This window comes from Planctobacterium sp. AWM4_229 (genome assembly GCF_056160305.1).
The window spans coordinates 440849-461352 of the sequence record NZ_JBSWWX010000002.1; the positions used below are offsets into that span (position 1 = coordinate 440849).

Below are 20504 nucleotides of genomic sequence, written 5' to 3' on the forward strand. Positions count from 1 at the left end.
ACGAGTAAAAACCATGAAATCTAATAAATTGCGTAACGTAACGGGTGTTTTCTTCTTGCTAAGCAGCATTCAATTGTCGGCTCAGGTCTCGCTCTGGCCAAAAGATATCTCTGGCTTACCTGAGTCAGACGAGGTAGAGACACAGATCACAGTTCTTATGCAAGAGATGACTTTGGAACAAAAAGTCGCCCAAATGATTCAACCAGAAATCCGGGATATCAGTGTTGAAGATATGCGCCGCTATGGTTTCGGTTCTTACCTCAATGGCGGCGGTTCGTTCCCCTATGGCAACAAACAAGCCAAAGTAGCAGATTGGGTAAAGCTGGCGGACGACCTGTATCGCGCCAGTGTTGATGACAGTCTTGATGGCTCTGCAATACCAACAATGTGGGGCACAGACGCCGTGCATGGCCACAACAATGTTATTGGTGCCACGTTATTTCCCCATAATATCGGCTTGGGTGCGGCAAACAATCCCCAACTCATATCGGATATTGCTCGAGCTACTGCTTTGGAGGTACAGGCGACGGGTATTGAATGGATCTTTGCCCCCACCGTTGCCACGGTGCGCGATGATCGCTGGGGCCGCACCTATGAAGGCTATTCAGAGGATCCTGAAATTGTAAAAGCCTACTCCGCTGCCATCGTTAAGGGCTTGCAGGGTTCAGATGCTGATTTTATGCAGCCTGACAGGGTGATCAGTACCATTAAACACTTTTTAGGTGATGGCGGAACCGTTGGTGGTGATGACCAAGGCGACAATATCGACAGCGAGGCGGATTTAGTCAAACTCCACGCCCAGGGTTACGTCAGTGGTATTCAAGCTGGCGCATCGACGGTAATGGCGTCATTTAACAGCTGGCATGGCAAAAAAATACATGGAAGCAAGTATTTACTTACTGATGTGCTCAAGGAACGCATGGGCTTTCGTGGCTTTGTTGTAGGTGACTGGTCCGGACATGGACAAGTGAAAGGTTGCACCAACGAGAGCTGCCCGCAAGCCATCAATGCCGGCCTGGATATGTTTATGGCACCGACCCAAGCGTGGCGTGCGTTATTCACCAATACCGTGCAGCAAGCTCGCGACGGCGAAATCCCGATGTCCCGCATTGATGACGCTGTACGTCGAATTTTGCGGGTCAAACTGCTGGCAGGTGTTTTTGAACGTCCGGCGCCATCAGAGCGACAATTCGCTAACAAAGTCGAACTGATAGGGGCACCAGAGCACCGCGAAATTGCGCGACGAGCGGTACGCGAATCCCTGGTTTTGTTAAAGAATAAAAACCAGTTGCTGCCGTTAAATCCGACACAGCATATCCTTGTCACAGGAAATGGCGCAGACAACATTGGCAAACAATCCGGTGGTTGGACAATTACCTGGCAAGGCACTGGCAATAAAAACAGTGATTTTCCGGGTGCGACATCTATTTACCAAGGCATTGCTCAACATGTAAAGCAAAGCGGCGGTAGCACTGAACTGAGTCTTGATGGCAGCTACAGCCAAAAGCCCGACGTCGCTATCGTAGTTTTTGGTGAGTCACCTTACGCAGAGGGTCATGGCGATCGCAGCGATTTGAACTATCAGGCTGGGGACAAACAGGACCTGGCCCTGCTACAAAAATTGAAAGCGCAAAAAATCCCTGTGGTTTCGGTATTTATTAGCGGTCGTCCCATGTGGGTGAACGCTGAATTGAATGCCTCTGATGCTTTTGTTGCTGCCTGGCTACCAGGCAGTGAAGGACAAGGGATTGCGGACGTGATACTGCGTGATAAGAACAACCAAATCCGCTATCCCATCAGCGGAAAACTCAGCTATTCCTGGCCAGACTCCCCGACTCAGATGATGAACCGCTTTGATGCTGATTACAGTCCGTTATTGCCTTATGGATTTGGTTTGGAATATGGCGCAACCGGTCCACTTGATGACAAGGTATTACCTGAAAAACTGCAACAACAAGCCACAGCCTCGTTACCTCGCACTATCTTCAATGGTCAAACCCAAAAACCATGGATCCTCTGGTTGCGAGAAGGTGAGCAGCGCTTGCAGATCAACAGTAATACCCATTCTCTTGAGGGATTGCAGTACCGCACCATTGATAAAGATATTCAGGAAGACGCGGTTCAAGTCACTTTTTCCGGTAAAAACAATAGCGCCTTGTATATCGCCAGCAAAAGTCACTTTAGAGAAGACTTGCGCGCCGAGTTACTGGCCAATGCGGCTCTGTCTTTTTCTCTGAAAACCGAAGAATCAACGGATAGCCCGCTCTGGTTAATGCAACGTTGCGATAATCCAGATAAAAGAAGCTGTGAAGCGAAACTAGACCTGCACAAATTCGCAGCATCTCATAATAAGTGGCAGACCATTGAGGTGCCATTGCAGTGCTTACAAGAGTTGGGAATGGAATTTCAAAACAGCGTTGTGCCTTTTGAGATCAATAGTGATATTGCACAAACAATTTCAATCGCTGATGTGCAGCTCATTGGTACAACATCAGTTTCCCCCCAAGCATGCGCAAAGCTGCAATAGGTCGATAAAGCGATGAACAACTCAATGAAACTATCCCTCAAGGAAAAAGTCGGCTATGCCATGGGGGATGTGGCCTCGAATTTCTACTGGCGGGTACTGGATTTATTTTTATTGATTTTTTACACCGATGTCTTTGGAATCCCTGCGGCAGCAGTGGGTACCATGATATTGGTTACCCGGCTCATCGATGCCTTTTCCGACCCGGTCATGGGGGCAATTGCCGACCGCACTCGCACTCGGTTTGGCCAGTTTCGTCCTTATCTGCTGTGGGGGGCCATCCCATTGGCAGCAGCAGGGGTACTTACCTTTACCGTACCTGAGGCAAGTGAAGACGGCAAACTGCTTTGGGCTTACGCTACGTATATTTTCCTGATGCTGGCCTACACCTTTATCAATGTGCCCTACGGTGCTTTGATGGGGATCATGACCTCTGACACGCAACAGCGCACCCAATTAACCTCATTCCGTTTCATTGGTGCCTTTAGTGGCGGTACGCTGGTAGCCTGGTGTACGCCGGAATTGGTGGCGTGGCTGGGCCAGGGTGATGATGCTAGAGGTTGGCAACTGGCCATGTTGCTTTACGGTGCGATCACCTGCGGGCTTTTCGCCATAACGTTTTTTACAACACGTGAACGAATTCAGGTGCCTGCAACGCAAAACAACAACGCCTTGACAGACGTGCGAGACCTGCTGCAAAACAAACCTTGGTTAGTGCTATTTTCTCTAGCTTTGATCATCATGCTCACCATTTCTTTGCGCGGCAGCTCAGGCACTTTTTATCTTAAATACTACGTAGGGCGAGAAGATCTCATCGGCCTGTTTGGCATGGTTTATATGTTATCACTAGCGGTAGGGGCTGCCATTACTCCACTACTGTGTAAGTTAATGGATAAACGCCGATTGCTAATGTTGTTGATGTCAGCAGTTACTTTCTTTTCGGTGCTGTTTTACTTTCTTCCCAAAGACAATCTACTACTCATCTTCACCTTGCAGGGTCTGATTGGTTTATGCCTTGGCCCCAAGTCCCCTTTGGTTTTCTCCATGTATGCAGATACTGCCGATTTTGGTGAATGGAAAAACGGCCGACGTGCAACGGCGATGGTATTTTCTGCTGCGGCATTTTCACAAAAACTAGGAGGCGCCTTGGCTGGGGCCATGATCGGCTGGGGGCTGGCCTCATTAGGTTACACCCCAAATCAAGTACAGAGTGATGCCTCGGAGCACGGAATACTACTATTAATGAGCTTGCTACCTGGTTTGTTTGCATTTATATCGGTAGTGATTATTCACTTCTATTCTCTGGACGAGCAACGCCTTAACCGGATTCAGGCTGAATTAACTCAAAGACGAGAGCAGCAGTCATGAGTATTCATTCTGATTTACCCTATTGTTTTGACGAAGAAACTGGCGAGATACGACTGTATTCTCCCTCCACCATTCCCAATGCCAGTGGCTATCTCTGGAACCAAAATATGCTGTTAAACGTGACTTGTCGTGGCTTTGCCAATAGTCATTTTATGCAACCAGAACCCGCTACCTATTCCGCTGGACCAGCCCTGACCGCAAAAACCTTTCTACAACCAGAGCATTACTATTATCAGGGTCACCCGGGGCGTTTTTTCTATATCAAAGATGAGAGTTCCGGGCTGACTTTCTCGTTACCTTTTGAGCCAATGTGTAAGCCACTGGAGGCATTTCAATTTGAAGTGGCCGATGCTTATGTTAGCTGGCGCATTTCCCACCTCGACTGGTTATTTGAACTCAAAGTAACCTTGCCCAAAGAAGATGTGTTGGAAATGTGGCAACTGAAAATAACCAACAATGGCACAGATGAACGAGATCTGAGTATATTTCCTTGCTTTAGCATCGGTTATCAATCCTGGATGAATCAGGAGGCAACGTACTGTAGCCGGAGTAATGGCATCATTGCGAATAAAGTATCTCCATATCAAAAGCTGGAAGAGTACCAGCAACAAAAAGACTTCAAAGAGCTTACGTTTTTAAGCGCCAGCGAACCGGTCAGAAGCTATTGTGCAAACCTGGCGCAATTTTTGGGGGATGGCGGCTGGACCGCTCCCGATGCGCTGCAGCATGATTGTTTGCCCAACCACGATGCCGTGTACGAAACACCTGTGGCGGTGTTACAGCACCAAAAAAGTTTCGCCGTTGAGGAAATCATAGATTTGCGCTTTATCTTTGGCGCCGCCACAGACCAGCAAGATATCCAGCGTATGAAAGACACCTATCTCAATGAAAGTGGTTATCTTGCTGCAACAACTGACTATCGACAGTATCTACAACAACACAGCAGTTGCATTACAGCAAAAACACCTGATGCAGAGCTGGACAACACGATAAACCATTGGCTACCCAGACAGGTATATTATCACGGTGACGTAAATCGCCTGACCACAGATCCACAAACGCGAAACTATCTGCAAGACGCGATGGGCATGTGTTATCTGCAGCCTGACTATTTCCGCAAGGCATTGCTCAAAGCGCTGGCGCAACAAAAGAAAAATGGCGCAATGCCGGATGGCATATTGCTACACGATAATGCCAGCTTGAAGTACATCAACGAAGTACCTCATGCCGATCCTTGTGTCTGGTTACCCATTTGTTTGCAGGCCTATATCAGCGAGACTGGCGATCTGGCCCTGTTACAAGAGGCCTTACCTTTCTCAGACAGCGATATACCCGCTACCGTATCTGAGCATTTAGAATTGGCTATGCAATGGTTGCAATCTCATCAGGATCACCGACATCTAAGCCTTATTCAACAAGGTGACTGGTGCGATCCAATGAATATGGTGGGCCACCAAGGCAAGGGGGTATCCAGCTGGTTATCCATGGCCACCAGTTGGGCCTTTCAGATCTGGTCGGAATTACTCTTGCACAATAACGATATCGAAAGATCACACTTTTGGAGTAAGCAAGCACTTACAATCAACAAAAACATCAACACCTATTTTTGGCATCATAAGTGGTATGGCCGTGGCATTACCGATGCGGGCAGATTGTTCGGCACCGAGCAGGATAATGAAGGCAAGATATATTTGAATCCCCAAAGCTGGGCTATCTTGAGTCAATGCGCCTCAGCACAACAGCAAAAAAGCATGCTAGAAGCCGTGTTTAAGCATTTACACAGCCCCCATGGAGTCGCCATGTTAGCCCCGGCTTACACCACAATGGTAGAAGATATTGGTCGACTAACTCAGAAGTTTCCCGGAGTGGCGGAAAATGGTTCGCTGTATAACCATGCCGCCGCTTTTTATTTATATGCCTTGTATCAAGCTCAACAGTCAGATACCGCGTTTAATACCCTAAAACAGATAGTGGTTACTACTGAACAGGCAATGGCAAAACAACAGTTACCTAATTTTGTGCCTAATTATTATCGCGGTGCCCATGATTTACATCCCCAATACGGCGGACTTTCCAGCCGCTTGTTTAATACCGGTACCATTGCCTGGTTGATGCGCTCACTGACGGAGCAGCTATTCGGATTGAAGGGCTGCATGCAAGGTCTTTTGGTGCAACCCCAGCTGCCAGCTCATTGGCCGCAGGCTGAAGCAACCAGGCGATTCCGAGGTTATGTGATAAGGGTGCGATATCAGCGACGCAGCGATGTAAAAAACCTGCAGCTTATATTCAATGAGCAAAGACTATCTGGCAACCTGCTGAAAACAGAGTACTTGTCAGACAAAAATGATTTGTTGGTATTGTTGCCATCTGAGGCATCAACATGAAACGACTTTATGTTGTCATGGGGGTGAGCGGCTGCGGTAAAAGTACGCTTGGGCAACAACTTGCGCAACGCTTAACTGCGTCTTTCTTAGATGCCGATGACTATCACAGTGAGGCCGCCAAAAAGCTCATGCTTTCAGGTATAGGACTGAATGATGCAATGCGCGCCCCCTGGTTTGACAGGATAGAGCAAGCGATTAAATCACAACCTGGCAATACCATTGTTTTGGCTTGTTCAGCATTGAGCAAAAAACATCGGCAACGCATCAGAGCAATGTCTTACGAGGTTTGTTTTCTGCTATTGGAAGTTGCACCTGAGCTCCTTGTCAACCGACTAAAAAACAGACACCAACATTTCGCCAATACCAGCCTGCTTAAAAGTCAATTGAGTACATTTGAGTATCCGGACAATGAAAACGACGTATTGTCATTTGACGGCGCCCGGGAATCCGCGATACTCATTGAACATGTGATTGATACCCTGGAGCGCCACAATGTCTGCTGTTAAGCAACTTATTGCCATTACTTCCACACTTAGCTGCCTTTTTTGTACGCCTGCATCAGCAGATACCATTGATATCAATCATACCAGGTTGGCTCCCACAATTGATGGTGTCATGGAGTCGGTATGGCAACAAGCGCCCTGGTGGCCTTTGGACAAGCATATCCTGGGGGAAATACCTGGTAAGGAAGATTTCTCCGGGCGATTCAAACTATTGTGGGATAAACACAAACTCTACCTTTTGGCAGAAATCACTGATGATGTGCTGATGGACTATTACGCCGATCCCAAAGTGCGTTATTGGGACGACGACTGTCTGGAAATATTTATCGATTCAGACGCTTCAGGCGGCAATCACCTCTACTCCCACAATGCTTTCGCCTATCATGTTGCACTGGATAATCAGGCAGCAGATATTGGCGTTTATAAGGGTGACGGGCCTGAATCGGTAGTGATGCTAAATTCACACCTGCAAAGCCAATGGCAACGCTCACAACAACCTCCCCACAATATAATCTGGGAAGTGGCCTTGAATTTGTACCCAGACAATTACAGCGATGAAGCTCCTCTTCCGCCGATTAAACTAAAGGAAGATCAAGAAATTGGTTTTATGCTGGCCTATTGCGATGCCGATGCCGGCGGTGCACGGGAGCATTTTATGGGTTCGACAACCATAGTCCCGGTGGAAGGAGACAAGAATCTCGGCTACATCACGGCAGATGTATTCGGGAAATACCGTCTGACTCACTCCGGCCCATTGCAAAAACAATTAAGGTAACATTTTTATCTTAATAAAATCATATAGTTAACCTTCAACTGTTAAATAATTGTTAACTTTTTATTGACTGAGAGATATGGCTAGACTAATCTGAGAAAGCGCTTTCTCGAGAGCATGGATGCGTATCGGCGCCGCGAGAAAGCCCTTTCTCAGATTGAGAGAACATGCGATTACAACTTTAAGAGAGCAACACAGTGAAAAACGCAAAACTTAACAAAACTAAATTAGCCACCAGCGTATCTCTGATACTGGCTGGTTGCGTGGCAGTGCCTGCAGTGGCACAAGAAGAAGACGAGCTGAGCAACGTCGAAGTGATTCAGGTTAGCGGTCTTCGAAGCAGTATTCAGGAATCTATGGGTATCAAAAGGGAATCTGCTGGCGTCGTTGATGCAATTTCCGCCGAAGATATTGGTAAATTTCCGGATACTAACCTGGCTGAATCACTACAGCGCATTACAGGTATTTCCATCAGCCGCAACAACGGTGAAGGTACCCAGGTAACTGCACGGGGCTTTGGTCCGGATTTCAACATGGTCACCTTAAACGGCCGTAGCATGCCCGGCTCCGCTTTACCTGCAGGCGGTGGAGTGCCTAATTCCAGGGCCTTTGATTTCTCGGACCTGGCCTCTGAAGGCATTCGCGGTGTAGATGTCCACAAAACCGGTCGCGCCAGTATCGCTACTGGTGGCATTGGTGCCACGATAAATATCCGTACTGCTAAGCCATTTGATGCCTACGAAACCGGCTTAACAGCAAACGTCGGTGTTAAAGGTGTGCACGATACCACTAACCGCGTGGGCGATGATGTAACACCCGAAGTCTCCTCCATTGTTAATTGGGTAAACGATGACAAAACCTTTGGTTTTACATTCGCAGGTTCTTTCCAGCAGCGAGACAGCGGTTCCTTGGGCGCCTTTGTTAACCAGTGGCGAGTTAACCCTTTTGACGGTACGGTGCCACAATCCCCCAACCCTGATGTAAATCCAGCTGCCGGGGATCCAGTAGTGTTAAATAATGCACCCGAAATCGGTCAGCTATTCGCCATTCCTTCAGATCTGCGTTATTTCGTTGCAGATCGTGAGCGAGACCGTACTAACGCCCAATTTACCTTCCAGTTTGCTCCATCAGAAAAAATGACGGCAACCCTGGATTACACTTACTCTAAGCAAGACTTGTATGAAGCGCGAGCCGAGCAATCTATTTGGATGGATGACCGCTACTTTGCTGAACTCACCTTTGATGATGAAGTGGTGGCTACGCCTATTCACATCACTCAGGAACGTCGTGATTTGGCACCCAGAGACTTAGGTTTGGCGCTTCAAGAACTAAACCAGGTTAACGAAAACAAATCTCTTGGTTTTAACCTGGAATATCAGGTAAACGACGATTTTTCCTTGGTATTTGATGTGCACAACTCCAGTGCTGAAGGCCGTCCCGATGCCCCTTATGGTACCTGGACTAACTTTGGTTTGGGGGCCAACGTAGTGCGCGGTCAAGGTGTCGATTTCTCCAATGACTTTCCCATCATGATGGTGGATTTTGACGATGTGTCTCGTGGAAACCTCAATCCGAATGGCATGCTTGATCAAGACGATGTGGGCACCTCTATTTTGGATATGAACTTCAGCTCGCAAGATACCGAGGTTACTCAAGCAAAAATCGACGGCACTTACGCCTTTGATGAAGGCAGTATCAATTTTGGTATTGAATCCCGTGCCATGGAAAGTACCTCATTGCAGTCCTTAACCCGTCATACCATGGGGAACTGGGGTATCGAGAATCCAGGTGAATTACCTGCCGGCTCGTTAACTCCGTTAAATTTGTCTGCTGAATTTGACGACTTTGATGCATCTGGCATCTACTCGGAGGGCTTCACTGGCAGTGTTGCCGAACTGGGTGCCTTTGCAGCCGGTGCGTATGGATTCGACTTTGTCGCTAACAATCCATTTGCCACCAATCGCACCATCGAAGAAGATATTACCGCTGTCTATTTTGAATTTGATATCTCTGGCGAACTGGGCGACATGCCTTATAACCTGTTGATGGGTTTACGCTACGAAGATACAGAAGTCACTTCGATTGCCAATATCAGCTTACCTAATGCCGTTGCTTGGGAAAGCAATAACGACTTTAATGTACGCTTTGGCAGCGACATGCAAGACGTCTCTATCACCTCTGATTATGATCATTTGTTGCCATCAATCGACTTTGATATTGAAGTGGTAGACAACGTCATTGCCAGAGTTTCTTACAGTAAAACCATTGCACGCCCCACTTATAACAACTTGAGCGCGGCTTCCTCGGTATCCACCCCCAACTTCCCAACAATTCTGTCGGACGGGCCTACTGCCACAGCCAGTTCTGGTAACCCGGCGTTAAAACCGCTCGAATCAGACAACATTGATATCACAGTAGAATATTACTTTGATGATACCAGTTATGTTTCTTTGGGTTTCTACGACAAGCGGGTGCGTAACTTTATTGGTAATGATCAAGTGGAAGAGAGCGTGTATGGCTTACGAGACGCCACCGCAGGTCCAAGGGCCATCGCGGCGATTGCTGAGCTGGAACGCTTGGGTATCCCGTTAAGTGATACCAGTCTGTTCAACATGGTGGCTGCCATGGAAAACAATATTGATTATTTCTCGTTAACCGATGAACAGTTTGAGGCGCAATTCGATATTCTGCCCAATGGCGATGATCCGCTGCTAACCTTCATCAACAGCAAACCGGTAAATAACAAAAGTGCCAACATTTACGGTTTCGAGATGGCAGTACAGCACTTCTTTGGAGATACCGGCTTTGGTATTCAGGCTAACTACACAACCGTCAATGGTGATGTAGGCTTTGATATAACAGCGGATCCGTCGGTAACACAGTTTGCCCTGGTGGGCCTCAGTGATACCGCTAACGTTGTGCTGATGTACGAAAAAGACGCCTGGCAAGCGCGTATTGCCTACAATTGGCGCGATGACTTCCTGAATACGACGTCTCAATATGTTAATGAGCCGAGTTTCACGGAGGCGCTTTCGCAAATCGACTTTAACGTTGCGTATGAATTCAATGAAGATCTGACGGTATTTGTTGAAGGGATTAACATTACGGAAGAGAACTCCAGAACTCACGGTCGAACCAGTGCCCAATTGTGGCGCATGGAAGAACTGGGGGCGCGTTATGCTGTTGGCATGCGCTATAAATTCTAAATAGCATAATAAAAGAGAATAAGAAGCACAGGGTTGTGCTTCTTTATTACTCCCCGCTATGATGGATTGATGGCAAACGACCCTTCTATACCATGCATGAAATAAGCAATATTTTGATTTTAGGTGGCGGCAGTGCTGGCTGGTTAACAGCAGGCCGTATCGCTGCGCAGTTACAACAACGCCAGCCTGAAATTAAGGTTTCCCTGGTAGAATCGCCTACCCTGTCTAAGATTGGTGTTGGTGAAGGCAGCTGGCCCTCGTTACGCCATACACTGAGACAAATCGGCATCAGTGAGCAACAATTCTTAGTGTCTTGTCAGGCTTCTTACAAACAGGGTTCAAAGTTTATTGGGTGGCGCAATAACCAGCCGAACGATGCTTATTACCATCCCTTTACCAACCCTACAGGTTACACCGAACTTAATCTTGTTCAGCACTGGCAAGCTAATAAAACAGCTAACTTCGCTGACAGTTTTTGTGTGCAACCAGGGATTTGTGAGGCCGGCCTTGCCCCGAAACAACAATCAACCCCGGATTATGCCCACGTACTCAACTATGGTTATCATTTCGATGCAGACAAACTGGCAGCACTGTTAACCGAGCATTGCACAAAAAAGCTAGGGGTAATGCATATTCGCGATCATATTGAAGCTGTTGAAACTCGTGCCAACGGGGACATCAAAGCCCTGATTGGTCAACAATCAGGACCACTGGAAGCCGACTTATTTATTGACTGCAGCGGCATGGCCGCGCGCTTGATTGAAAAACACTACGGCGTGAAATGGCATAGTGTCGCAGAGGTTTTACCGGTTAACTCTGCACTCGCCTCACAGGTACCTTATGCATCACCCGATATACCCATCCAATCCACCACCAACGCCACCGCCAAAGCCAAAGGCTGGGTTTGGGATATTGGCCTATACCATCGTCGTGGTGTCGGTTTTGCGTATGCCCAAGAACATTGTAGTGACGAAGAAGCTCACGACACCCTGTATCAACACTTAAAAAACCAGCTTCCGGAAGGTGCGTTGCAAGCACTTACTTTCAGAAAACTGTCTTTTAATCCGGGCTATAGAGAAAAGTTCTGGCAAAATAACTGTGTCGCAATTGGGATGTGCGCCGGGTTCATCGAACCGCTGGAAGCCTCTGCCATTGCCATGGTAGAACTCAGTATAAATATGTTATGTGAGGAATTCCCACGCAACCGGGAGCACATGGAACTGCTAGCAAAGCGGTTTAACAAACGCTTTGCTTATCGATGGCAGCGGGTAATTGATTTTGTCAAACTGCATTACGTGCTGAGCGAACGTCAAGACTCGGATTTTTGGCACCAGCACCGCCTGCCGGAATCCATTCCCGAGTCATTGCAAACCCTATTGCAATTGTGGCGCTATCAAGCCCCCTCCCGGCTGGATTTTATCGAAAATGAGGAAGTATTCCCTTCCACCAGCTATCAATATATTTTATACGGAATGGGCTTTGAAAGTGATATCGCCAAAGACACGCCTTATTACCTGAGCCAGACACGCGCCGCAGAACTACAACGTCAGACTGAGCTCACTCGTCAGAAGTATCAACAAGGCTTACCGTCTAACCGTGAACTTTTGAGCTTCCTGCAGCAAAACTACCGAGAGATGAAATAACAATGAAGACTTTACCTGGCAACAAACCCGTATCGAAAGTGGTGATTGCGGGCGGCGGAACCGCTGGTTGGATGGCGGCGGCAGCATTATCAAAACTGCTGGGAAAAAGTATTCAGGTGACGTTAGTAGAGTCAGATGAAATTGGTACCGTCGGTGTGGGTGAAGCCACCATCCCGCCAATACGTACTTTGCATAAATTGCTAGGTATAGATGAGCGCGAATTCATGCGTGCTACCAATGCCACTTTTAAGCTAGGTATACAATTCGAGAATTGGGGTGCACAAGGCGATAAGTATATTCACTCTTTTGGCATTACCGGGCGCGAATGTTGGGCCGGAGAATTTCATCATTTTTGGTTAAGGGCAAAATCCCAAGGATTGGATGTGCCCTTTGGTGCCTTTTGTTTAGAGCACGAAGCCGCCCTCGCCAATAAGTTTGCACTTACCAACAATGCACCCCTTAATTTTGCGTACCATCTGGACGCCACGCGATACGGACAATTCTTACGCGACATGGCACAGCAGCATCAGGTACAGCGTAAAGAGGGGAAGATAACCCAGGTTCAGCAATGCCCACATAGCGGCTTTATTACCGCCTTAACGCTGGACAGTGGAGAACAGATAGAAGGTGATCTGTTTATTGATTGTACTGGCTTCAGAGGTTTGCTTATCGAACAAACCTTACACACAGGTTATGACAACTGGTCGCACTATCTGCCCTGTGACAGCGCACTCGCCGTGCAATGCAGTGGCAATGCTTCTCCCCGCCCTTATACCCGCTCTATCGCGCATGAAGCAGGCTGGCAGTGGCAAATCCCACTACAAAATCGCATAGGCAACGGTCTGGTGTATGCGCAAGGTTACATTGATGATGATAAAGCCAAAGCATTATTGATGAGTAACCTACCCGGCGAACCGTTGAATGAGCCACGCGTAATCCGCTTTACGCCGGGAAAACGACGCAAAGGCTGGCACAAAAACTGCGTCGCATTGGGTTTGGCTTCGGGATTCATAGAACCGCTTGAATCCACCAGCATTCACCTGATCATGACGGGTCTGGTGCGCCTGATGCGCTTATTCCCAAGCAACGGCATTACCGAATCTGCAATTAACGAATACAACAACAAGTTCGACAGTGAAATGCAGTGTATTCTGGATTTTATCGCCATGCACTACGCGGTTACTGAACGCCGGGACAGTGCTTTCTGGCGTCATTGTGCCACTATGGAATTGCCACCATCTCTGCAGCACAAGATAGCCTTGTTCAAGGAAACCGGACGGGTATTTTTGGATGATGGCGACATATTCCGGGTGGATTCATGGACCCAGGTGATGTTAGGTCAGCGCTTGTATCCTGCGCAATATCACCCAATATGTCACGAAATGGGAGAAGCTGAGTTCCAACGCTTTATGCAAGGCTTACAGCAGCAGGTTAAAAGCCAATGCGAACAATTGCTCCACCATGGAGAGTTTGTCCAGCGCTACCTGGGCTAATAACAATTTCGTAAGCGATTGTAAAATTGGTTGCAGGGCCGACAAATACTCAATAGTGTTTTTGTAGTCCATTCAACTGAGATAAACCATGATAACCAAATTACAACTCGCGACACTGAGCAAGTCTCTGCTCATCGGCTCTTTGCTTGCCACTCTTAGCACTAATACGCTAGCTCACGGCCACGGCAATGAAGCATTGCAATCGATCATCGAGGCACGTCCTGCGGAAATGCAAGCCCGTGACCAGTACCGCAATCCACAAGCAACCCTGGAATTTTTCAAGGTTAAACCCGGAATGGTTGTTGCTGAAGCCCTGCCCGGTGGGGGTTGGTATTCCGGGATTTTAGCCGATTACCTGGGTAAAGACGGGGCACTGTATGGAATCAATTACGTTGATAGTATGTGGGCGCGCTTCGGCTTTTTCAGTGAAGAGCGTATTACAGAAATGAAAGCCGCCACCAAAGCCTTCCCCGGCTTAGTAGCTGAGCTATCTGACAGTGGTATTGCCGTTGAGGGCTATACCTTTGAAACCATTCCTGAAGCTTTAGATGGCACGGTTGATCGCGTTTTATTTATTCGCGCCTTGCACAACTTAAATCGCTTTGAAAGCCAGGCAAGTACGCTCACTCAGGCATTAAAAGTCACTCATAACATGCTCAAGCCTGATGGCCTTGTTGGGGTAGTACAGCATGAAGTCGCCGAGTCGGATCTGGATACCGACGGTAGTCGCGGCTATTTGAAGGCTTCGCAAGTTATTGCAGCGTTTGAAGCCGCAGGTTTTGAACTGTTGGCCAGTTCTGACATCAACAAAAACCCCAAAGACAAGCCTGCCGCTAATGATATTGTCTGGCGCTTACCACCCTCTTATGTCGGTGTTGGTGATGATGCAGACAAGAGAAAAGCGGCGGATGCCATTGGTGAATCCAATCGCATGACCTTGCTATTTAAGAAAAAAAGCTAAGAAAAACCAAGGGGAATGACAGGCAACCTCACTCCCAGAATTTAGGTTAAAGAAATGATGGCCTTTACTAAACTAAGGTCATCATAATAATCGGGTCGCTCTTCACTCATCAGCGGCGTATCAATGATCTGTATGCCCATCTCGCTAAATCGCTTGATATCCAGGCATCCCCTGCCCCGTAACTTTCGACTGTCGTAGAGAATAAAGTTTAATAGCCGGGGCACTGCCACCGGTTGCTCAAATTGTCCTTGCAACCTTTCCAGCAGCGTATCCACTTGATCGTTAATCGACATTCCCACTTGTTCAGGATCCTTGCCTCGATTGGGAATGTACACCTTGGGACAGGCGTTATTGGCAATACATTCAGCCACGCCATAAGGTAATAAATTGGCCACCAGGCTTGAATAGAAGCTACCTGGCGGATAGCAAATCAATTCGGCACTGGCAATCAGTTTACGATTGCGTTTTTTAAGCGTTGTAGTGACCCGGTTTAGAGAATCTAAATCCGTGCTCAAGCGCAGTTTTTTAATGGGACTGGTAACAGGCGGCTGTTCCTTACCAGTAAGTAAGTGCTGACCAATGATTTGCGTACCATCCTCGAGTTCTGCTGCCAAATGGTAGTTATCCTCGGTGATACTACGGACAATGCCTTGTACTTTAACCAGTTCAGAGAATAAGAAAATGATAGGATCAAGCTCGCGATGCTGATTAACATAGCCGCCCACCAGAATCAGATTGCCGATACTGGCACCGCGCAAGTTAAACGCGCCGGGCATCACTTTAAGAAAGTAGCCAAGGTGATTGCAGATGAGACTGCGCATGGGATTGAGAATATCTTTGGTTAGCTCATCCTCACCGGCCACCATGGCCTCGAGGCGCGACCGCAATATTTGATTATCGGTGGTTTTATCAAAGCGATAATTGAACAGGCGCAAGATTTCGGGATTACCTAAAACAGATTCATCTGCAAGTGCCATCATACGACTGCGCAAATCCCCCACCGCCGGCATGTCGAAAAATTCACGTATCACAGCAGAGCTGCCGCCAGAGTCAAATGGCGTCACCAAATGAATGGAATTGTGGGTGTAATCTTTCAGTTTACGGGCCACGCCATTGAGGGCACTACCGCCACTGAAAAATAGAATGCGGGGACCTAACTCGGGAATTTTTTCATAACGACTAATGCGCATGCGATCCGGAATGGTTACGCCTCGTGTCACAACAAGGTTATTATAATCTGTTTCATCTTGACGTGTTTGCACCAGTGCTTATTCCTTGATTTCACACAGCTGACATATTCCTATATAACTATAGCGTATCAGCTTAACAGTAAATTGACAGTATAGAACGTTTGAGCAAACTCAATAGAAGTACTCTAGAGCACTTGCACTTTTTGTTGTTAGAAATTGCGCAACAGCTAGAGCACACTGAAGCCTTCTTTAAAAAGCCTGATTTATTATTAGCCAACCGCATTTTGGCACGCGCAGGCTATGCTGAAAACCTACGTACTCGAGCCCGCCGTAGCTTATTAGGGCAATTGCAACGCAACCGCAAATCACCGCTGGAGTTTCGTCTACAAGCCGCCGAGCATCTGGTGGCAGAATTATTTCACTTTAGCCATCTGGGACGCCAGGCCATTGCCGATAGCGCCAGATTAGCGCCCGCTTTGCTGACCGAACTGCCGCACCCGGAGTGCGCGAAACTGATACAGCGCATGGGTTTATCACTGGCAAAAGTTGAAACCGCATTGGTTGACGCCAACTCACAGCTGGCGCTGGAAATAGACGAAGAACGCAAAAAGCTAAGTAAAAAGCTCACCAAATTACTCAATAAAACCGTATTAGAGCTGGGTGCTCATCAGCGCCTGCGAGATGCTGCTGACACCCTATTCCCCATTTATGCCTTGCGTCAGATGATTGATTTACTGGGTGGTATCGCTGAGTCTGTCTTATCCGCCAATCTGGGCCAGCGCATGAACCTGAGTCGTTACCAATCCCTCTCAGACATAGCTGTCGACGTCGCCACGGAACCGGAACATCTTGAACTTAATACCATTGCTGAAACCCGCTCAGGTAGTGCTATTGCTGCTGTTTCCCGCAAAAGTGAAGGAACCGCGAATACGCTTGCAATATTCAAAGAAGGCGATAAGAGTAAGGTCAAAGAAGAAAAACAAAGCGTGAACAGTTGGCATGACATTTATCCGGGTCTCGCACCGAAAATTCTGTCCTACCACAAGCGCGGCGATACTGCCTCTATCTTGATTGAGCATCTACCTGGCGTCACCTTTGAGCGTATCCTCACCGAGCAGATTGGACTGGCACAAACAGCACTAAAAAGTCTATTAAAAACTCTGCAAAACATCTGGCGTGAGACGCGTTCAGAGCAGCCTGCCTTTGCCAAACACATGGCACAATTGGAAAGTCGACTACCCGCGGTATTTCAGGTACATCCAGAATTTGACATTCAAAAACAAAACTTATGTGGTGAGCAAAATCACTCCCTGGCACACTTAATGAGTAAAGCGGCAGAGTTGGAAAAGCAGGTATCAGCGCCTTTTTCGGTGTACATCCACGGTGACTTCAACCTCGACAATATCATCTTCGATCCGGTGGAAAAACGTATCAATTTTATAGATTTACATCGCTCCCGGTACATGGACTATGTGCAAGATGTGGCAGTTTTTATGGTGTCTATCTATCGCTTGCGAATTTTAGAAACCCAACAACGCAGTGCCATGCTGGCTATTGCTAAACAATTCCTCATGTCTGTAAGGCGTTTCGCCAAAAAAGAACAAGACGACAGCTTCGAAATTCGCTTAACGCTGGGTTTGATTCGCTCTTTTATTACTTCCACCCGATTTATTCTGGATCCCACCCTCTCGAGACGCATGTTTTTAAGAGCCCAGTATATGCTCAATCACATTACTAATTTGAAATCTGATAAACTCAGCCGTTATCGTTTACCGCTCGAGGAGCTGTTTTATGAATAAACGCATTGCTGTAGTCGGTATCCCCGGTAAATGGTCTACCGAAGTGCTGGCAGACCGCATCGAAGCAAAAACTGGTTTCAGACTGGTCATCCCCATGCAAGACGTTTATCTGGATAGCGCCAGCAATGCTTTGTGTTATCGAGATATCAATTTGTGTCAGTTAGACGCCATAGTTGTAAAAAAAATCACCCAGGACTACGACCGACACATGTGGGATCGCATCGAACTGTTGCGCTATGCAGAGATGGCAGGAGTCAGGGTTTTCAGTTCCTGCCAGGCGATATTGCAGCTGGTGAATAGGTTGGGATGCAGTGTGACTCTTGCCAGTAAACAGTTACCCTTACCCGAAACTTGCATCACCGAGAACATTGAAGAGGCGGAACAAGCGGTACAGCGATTTGGTGCAGCCGTACTTAAACCCATGTTCTCCACTAAAGCTCGTGGCATGACATTGGTAAACGCGAGAGATGAAGACTTAGCACAGCAATTACGGACATTTAAGCAAAACAATCCCATGCTCTATATTCAGAAAAAAGCCAGCTTACAAGGTTGGGATTTGGGCATGGTTTTTGTTGGTGGAGTATATCTTTGTACCTATGCCCGCGTGGCACAAAATGACTCCTGGAATACCACCATTAATAGTGGCGGAAAATATCAGGCTTACCAGCCTGATGAAGCGTTGATTGAATTGGGACAAAAAGCACAAGCACCGTTTGCACTGGATTTTACCACCGTGGATATTGCCCTTACCGACGACGGCCCGATTATTTTTGAAGTTTCTGCCTTTGGCGGTTTCAAAGGCGCGTTGGACGGCTGTCAGATTGATGCCGCAGAAGCCTATTGCCAGCACATTTTAAAGACGTTACAGAGGGATAATCATGCATAGTGGATTTGACACTTTTGCTCTCACCCCAAAAGATTTTAACCACACGCTTTCGTTGTCTTTTGACGATGCAGTTTATCGCCTGCAAAGCAATTCCCAACCATTACTCAAGGCTTTAGCCACGTACTTCAATGGTTACGAGAGTCAACAGAAAGCCGCTGATTGCACTATCTACCTTTATCAAGGTGACACTCAGAATAATAATATCCATTGGCAAGATTGGCCCAGAGAAGCGGGCAAAACCCGACAAAAAGAACAATACTACGACGCTGAAGATGGTCGTTGGGTGCACAAAATTAAAACCGGCATGTTGCTGTTTCAACACTTGTCAGCGCCACTGGCCATCGGTCCGTGCGAGAGTTATCTCAGTCAGACAGTGAACTTCATCATCAATCAGCACATCAATGCCCTGCAGCAAAACGGCGGGTTGATATGCCATGCCGCCTGCCTGCAGGTCGCCAAACAAGGCGTTGCGATTGCGGCAATGTCTGGAGGCGGAAAGTCCACTACCATGTTGAAGCTGTTGGATTTACCGAAGAGCCAATTCATTTCCAATGATCGCTTATTTTTATTTGCTGATGATGCGGGTGTAACAGCAAAAGGCGTAGCAAAACAGCCCAGAGTGAATCCCGGCACCCTGCTCAACAATCCCAAGCTCATCAACATACTCAGTGCCGGACGACAACAAGAGCTTCGCGCTTTGTCGAAAGCTGAGCTTTGGCAACTAGAAGAAAAGTACGATGTGATGGTAGAACAGATTTACGGTTCAGAGGCACTGGGACACAGTGCACCACTAAATCATGTAGTACTCCTGAATTGGCAACCGGGTAACAAAGACCCCGTTTCGGTTAACTCGGTATCACTGGACCAAAAGCCGTCGCTGATAAAAGCGATAGCTAAGTCGCCCGGCTCCTTTTATCAAGACGTCAATGGCAAGTTTTTAGCATCAGCGCTGATACCCGATGACAACCAATATCAGGATGCACTGAGAAAGGTCAAGGTTTGGGAAGTCACTGGCGGTGCAGACTTTGAGCAACTCAGCCTGTTACTGCAAGAGAAGCTAGGCTTGTTATGAATACCTCTCATACTCTGGTGGCACTGATTCGTCATGGCGCCTATCAGCAAAAGCCAAATACCCCCAGTGCATTACAGCCATTTCCGCTCACCCAAGACGGTGAAGCTGGGGTACGACAACAAGCCCGGTTATTTGCCGAGCTACTGGTAAAGAACAACTGGCAATTGGCAGCCGAGGTACACTCATCTCCGCTGTTGCGCGCCTGGCAAACAGCGCAACTGTACATTGAAGAGTTAGCGGACTTTTTTATATCCGAGCCAATACACCTACAGTTCCCGGAACTGGTGGAGCGCTCCGTGGGCAACGTCGCCAATCTCAGCACATCGGAAATAGAAAACCTGCTGACGTTGGATCCGCGCTTTGAGCCTGCGCCAATGGGCTGGAAGTCTGACAGTCACTACTGTCTGCCGTTTATGGGTGCCGAATCTCTGATGGATGCCGGAAAACGCGTAGCCGCGCATATCGAGCAATATGCGCAACCATTTCATAAACCAAGGGTACAGTTGCTTGTGGGTCACGGTGCCGCCATTCGTCATGCTGCATGTCATTTAAATGTCATGCAGTTTTGCGATATTAAGCGGTTGAGTATGCATCATGCCCACCCGGTGATCATCAGTAAGGAAAATACAATGTGGCGACACATTGCAGGCGAATGGAAAATACGTCCAGTGGGGAGTGAAGCCAAAGACTAAAACTAATTCAG

The 20504-nt window shown here is 47.6% G+C and carries 14 protein-coding genes; 13 read left to right on the forward strand and 1 reads right to left on the reverse strand.

Annotated features, from left to right (window positions below; translation table 11 throughout):
• Window positions 1–13: 13 nt before the first annotated feature.
• From ACXAGP_RS04950 to ACXAGP_RS04990, 9 genes are all read left to right on the forward strand, one after another.
• Window positions 14–2527 carry a glycoside hydrolase family 3 protein gene (locus tag ACXAGP_RS04950; RefSeq protein WP_475259920.1) on the forward strand — a complete coding sequence of 838 codons (2514 nt, stop codon included), beginning with the start codon at window positions 14–16 and terminating at the stop codon, window positions 2525–2527.
• 24 nt (window positions 2528–2551) lie between these two features.
• Window positions 2552–3892, forward strand: coding sequence for an MFS transporter (locus ACXAGP_RS04955; RefSeq protein ID WP_475259921.1), 1341 nt, complete (start codon window positions 2552–2554; stop codon window positions 3890–3892).
• Window positions 3889–6276 carry a GH36-type glycosyl hydrolase domain-containing protein gene (locus ACXAGP_RS04960; protein WP_475259922.1) on the forward strand — a complete coding sequence of 796 codons (2388 nt, stop codon included), beginning with the start codon at window positions 3889–3891 and terminating at the stop codon, window positions 6274–6276. Before ACXAGP_RS04955 ends, ACXAGP_RS04960 begins: the two co-directional genes overlap by 4 nt.
• Window positions 6273–6782 carry a gluconokinase gene (locus tag ACXAGP_RS04965; RefSeq protein ID WP_475259924.1) on the forward strand — a complete coding sequence of 170 codons (510 nt, stop codon included), beginning with the start codon at window positions 6273–6275 and terminating at the stop codon, window positions 6780–6782. The genes ACXAGP_RS04960 and ACXAGP_RS04965 overlap by 4 nt, the downstream gene beginning before the upstream one ends.
• On the forward strand, window positions 6769–7554 hold the full coding sequence (locus ACXAGP_RS04970) for a CBM9 family sugar-binding protein (RefSeq protein ID WP_475259925.1): 786 nt from the start codon (window positions 6769–6771) through the stop codon (window positions 7552–7554). The genes ACXAGP_RS04965 and ACXAGP_RS04970 overlap by 14 nt, the downstream gene beginning before the upstream one ends.
• Before the next feature lie 245 nt (window positions 7555–7799).
• A complete protein-coding gene (locus ACXAGP_RS04975) occupies window positions 7800–10757 on the forward strand; it encodes a TonB-dependent receptor (protein ID WP_475260246.1) in 2958 nt (985 codons plus the stop codon).
• Window positions 10758–10849: 92 nt separating this feature from the next.
• The gene (locus ACXAGP_RS04980) at window positions 10850–12400 is read left to right on the forward strand and encodes a tryptophan halogenase family protein (RefSeq protein WP_475259926.1); all 1551 of its coding nucleotides are present in this window, start codon (window positions 10850–10852) and stop codon (window positions 12398–12400) included.
• Between the two features lie 2 nt (window positions 12401–12402).
• A complete protein-coding gene (locus ACXAGP_RS04985) occupies window positions 12403–13893 on the forward strand; it encodes a tryptophan halogenase family protein (protein WP_475259928.1) in 1491 nt (496 codons plus the stop codon).
• 88 nt (window positions 13894–13981) lie between these two features.
• Window positions 13982–14854: a class I SAM-dependent methyltransferase gene (locus ACXAGP_RS04990; RefSeq protein ID WP_475259929.1), complete on the forward strand. Its 873-nt coding sequence runs from the start codon at window positions 13982–13984 to the stop codon at window positions 14852–14854.
• 41 nt (window positions 14855–14895) lie between these two features.
• Here ACXAGP_RS04990 and ACXAGP_RS04995 read toward each other — a convergent pair whose 3' ends face one another.
• Window positions 14896–16116 (reverse strand): GAK system CofD-like protein, encoded by a 1221-nt coding sequence (locus ACXAGP_RS04995; protein ID WP_475259930.1) that lies wholly within the window; start codon window positions 16114–16116, stop codon window positions 14896–14898.
• Between the two features lie 89 nt (window positions 16117–16205).
• On the opposite strand from ACXAGP_RS04995, the gene ACXAGP_RS05000 reads away from it, so the two are divergent.
• The 4 genes from ACXAGP_RS05000 to ACXAGP_RS05015 are packed head-to-tail and all read left to right on the forward strand — an operon-like array spanning window position 16206 to window position 20493.
• The gene (locus ACXAGP_RS05000) at window positions 16206–17843 is read left to right on the forward strand and encodes a phosphotransferase (RefSeq protein WP_475259932.1); all 1638 of its coding nucleotides are present in this window, start codon (window positions 16206–16208) and stop codon (window positions 17841–17843) included.
• Window positions 17836–18729: a GAK system ATP-grasp enzyme gene (locus tag ACXAGP_RS05005; protein WP_475259933.1), complete on the forward strand. Its 894-nt coding sequence runs from the start codon at window positions 17836–17838 to the stop codon at window positions 18727–18729. The genes ACXAGP_RS05000 and ACXAGP_RS05005 overlap by 8 nt, the downstream gene beginning before the upstream one ends.
• Window positions 18722–19801, forward strand: a complete 1080-nt coding sequence (locus ACXAGP_RS05010; protein WP_475259934.1) for an HprK-related kinase B — start codon at window positions 18722–18724, stop codon at window positions 19799–19801. Before ACXAGP_RS05005 ends, ACXAGP_RS05010 begins: the two co-directional genes overlap by 8 nt.
• Window positions 19798–20493 carry a histidine phosphatase family protein gene (locus tag ACXAGP_RS05015; protein WP_475259935.1) on the forward strand — a complete coding sequence of 232 codons (696 nt, stop codon included), beginning with the start codon at window positions 19798–19800 and terminating at the stop codon, window positions 20491–20493. Before ACXAGP_RS05010 ends, ACXAGP_RS05015 begins: the two co-directional genes overlap by 4 nt.
• The last annotated feature ends 11 nt before the right edge of the window (window positions 20494–20504 follow it).

Excerpts from the sequence above, each read along its gene's own strand:
- ACXAGP_RS04950 (WP_475259920.1), top strand. The coding sequence starts at position 14 with ATGAAATCTAATAAATTGCGTAACGTAACGGGTGTTTTCTTCTTGCTA.
- ACXAGP_RS04955 (WP_475259921.1), top strand. The coding sequence starts at position 2,552 with ATGAAACTATCCCTCAAGGAAAAAGTCGGCTATGCCATGGGGGATGTG.
- ACXAGP_RS04960 (WP_475259922.1), top strand. The coding sequence starts at position 3,889 with ATGAGTATTCATTCTGATTTACCCTATTGTTTTGACGAAGAAACTGGC.
- ACXAGP_RS04965 (WP_475259924.1), top strand. The coding sequence starts at position 6,273 with ATGAAACGACTTTATGTTGTCATGGGGGTGAGCGGCTGCGGTAAAAGT.
- ACXAGP_RS04970 (WP_475259925.1), top strand. The coding sequence starts at position 6,769 with ATGTCTGCTGTTAAGCAACTTATTGCCATTACTTCCACACTTAGCTGC.
- ACXAGP_RS04980 (WP_475259926.1), top strand. The coding sequence starts at position 10,850 with ATGCATGAAATAAGCAATATTTTGATTTTAGGTGGCGGCAGTGCTGGC.
- ACXAGP_RS04985 (WP_475259928.1), top strand. The coding sequence starts at position 12,403 with ATGAAGACTTTACCTGGCAACAAACCCGTATCGAAAGTGGTGATTGCG.
- ACXAGP_RS04990 (WP_475259929.1), top strand. The coding sequence starts at position 13,982 with ATGATAACCAAATTACAACTCGCGACACTGAGCAAGTCTCTGCTCATC.
- ACXAGP_RS05005 (WP_475259933.1), top strand. The coding sequence starts at position 17,836 with ATGAATAAACGCATTGCTGTAGTCGGTATCCCCGGTAAATGGTCTACC.
- ACXAGP_RS05010 (WP_475259934.1), top strand. The coding sequence starts at position 18,722 with ATGCATAGTGGATTTGACACTTTTGCTCTCACCCCAAAAGATTTTAAC.
- ACXAGP_RS05015 (WP_475259935.1), top strand. The coding sequence starts at position 19,798 with ATGAATACCTCTCATACTCTGGTGGCACTGATTCGTCATGGCGCCTAT.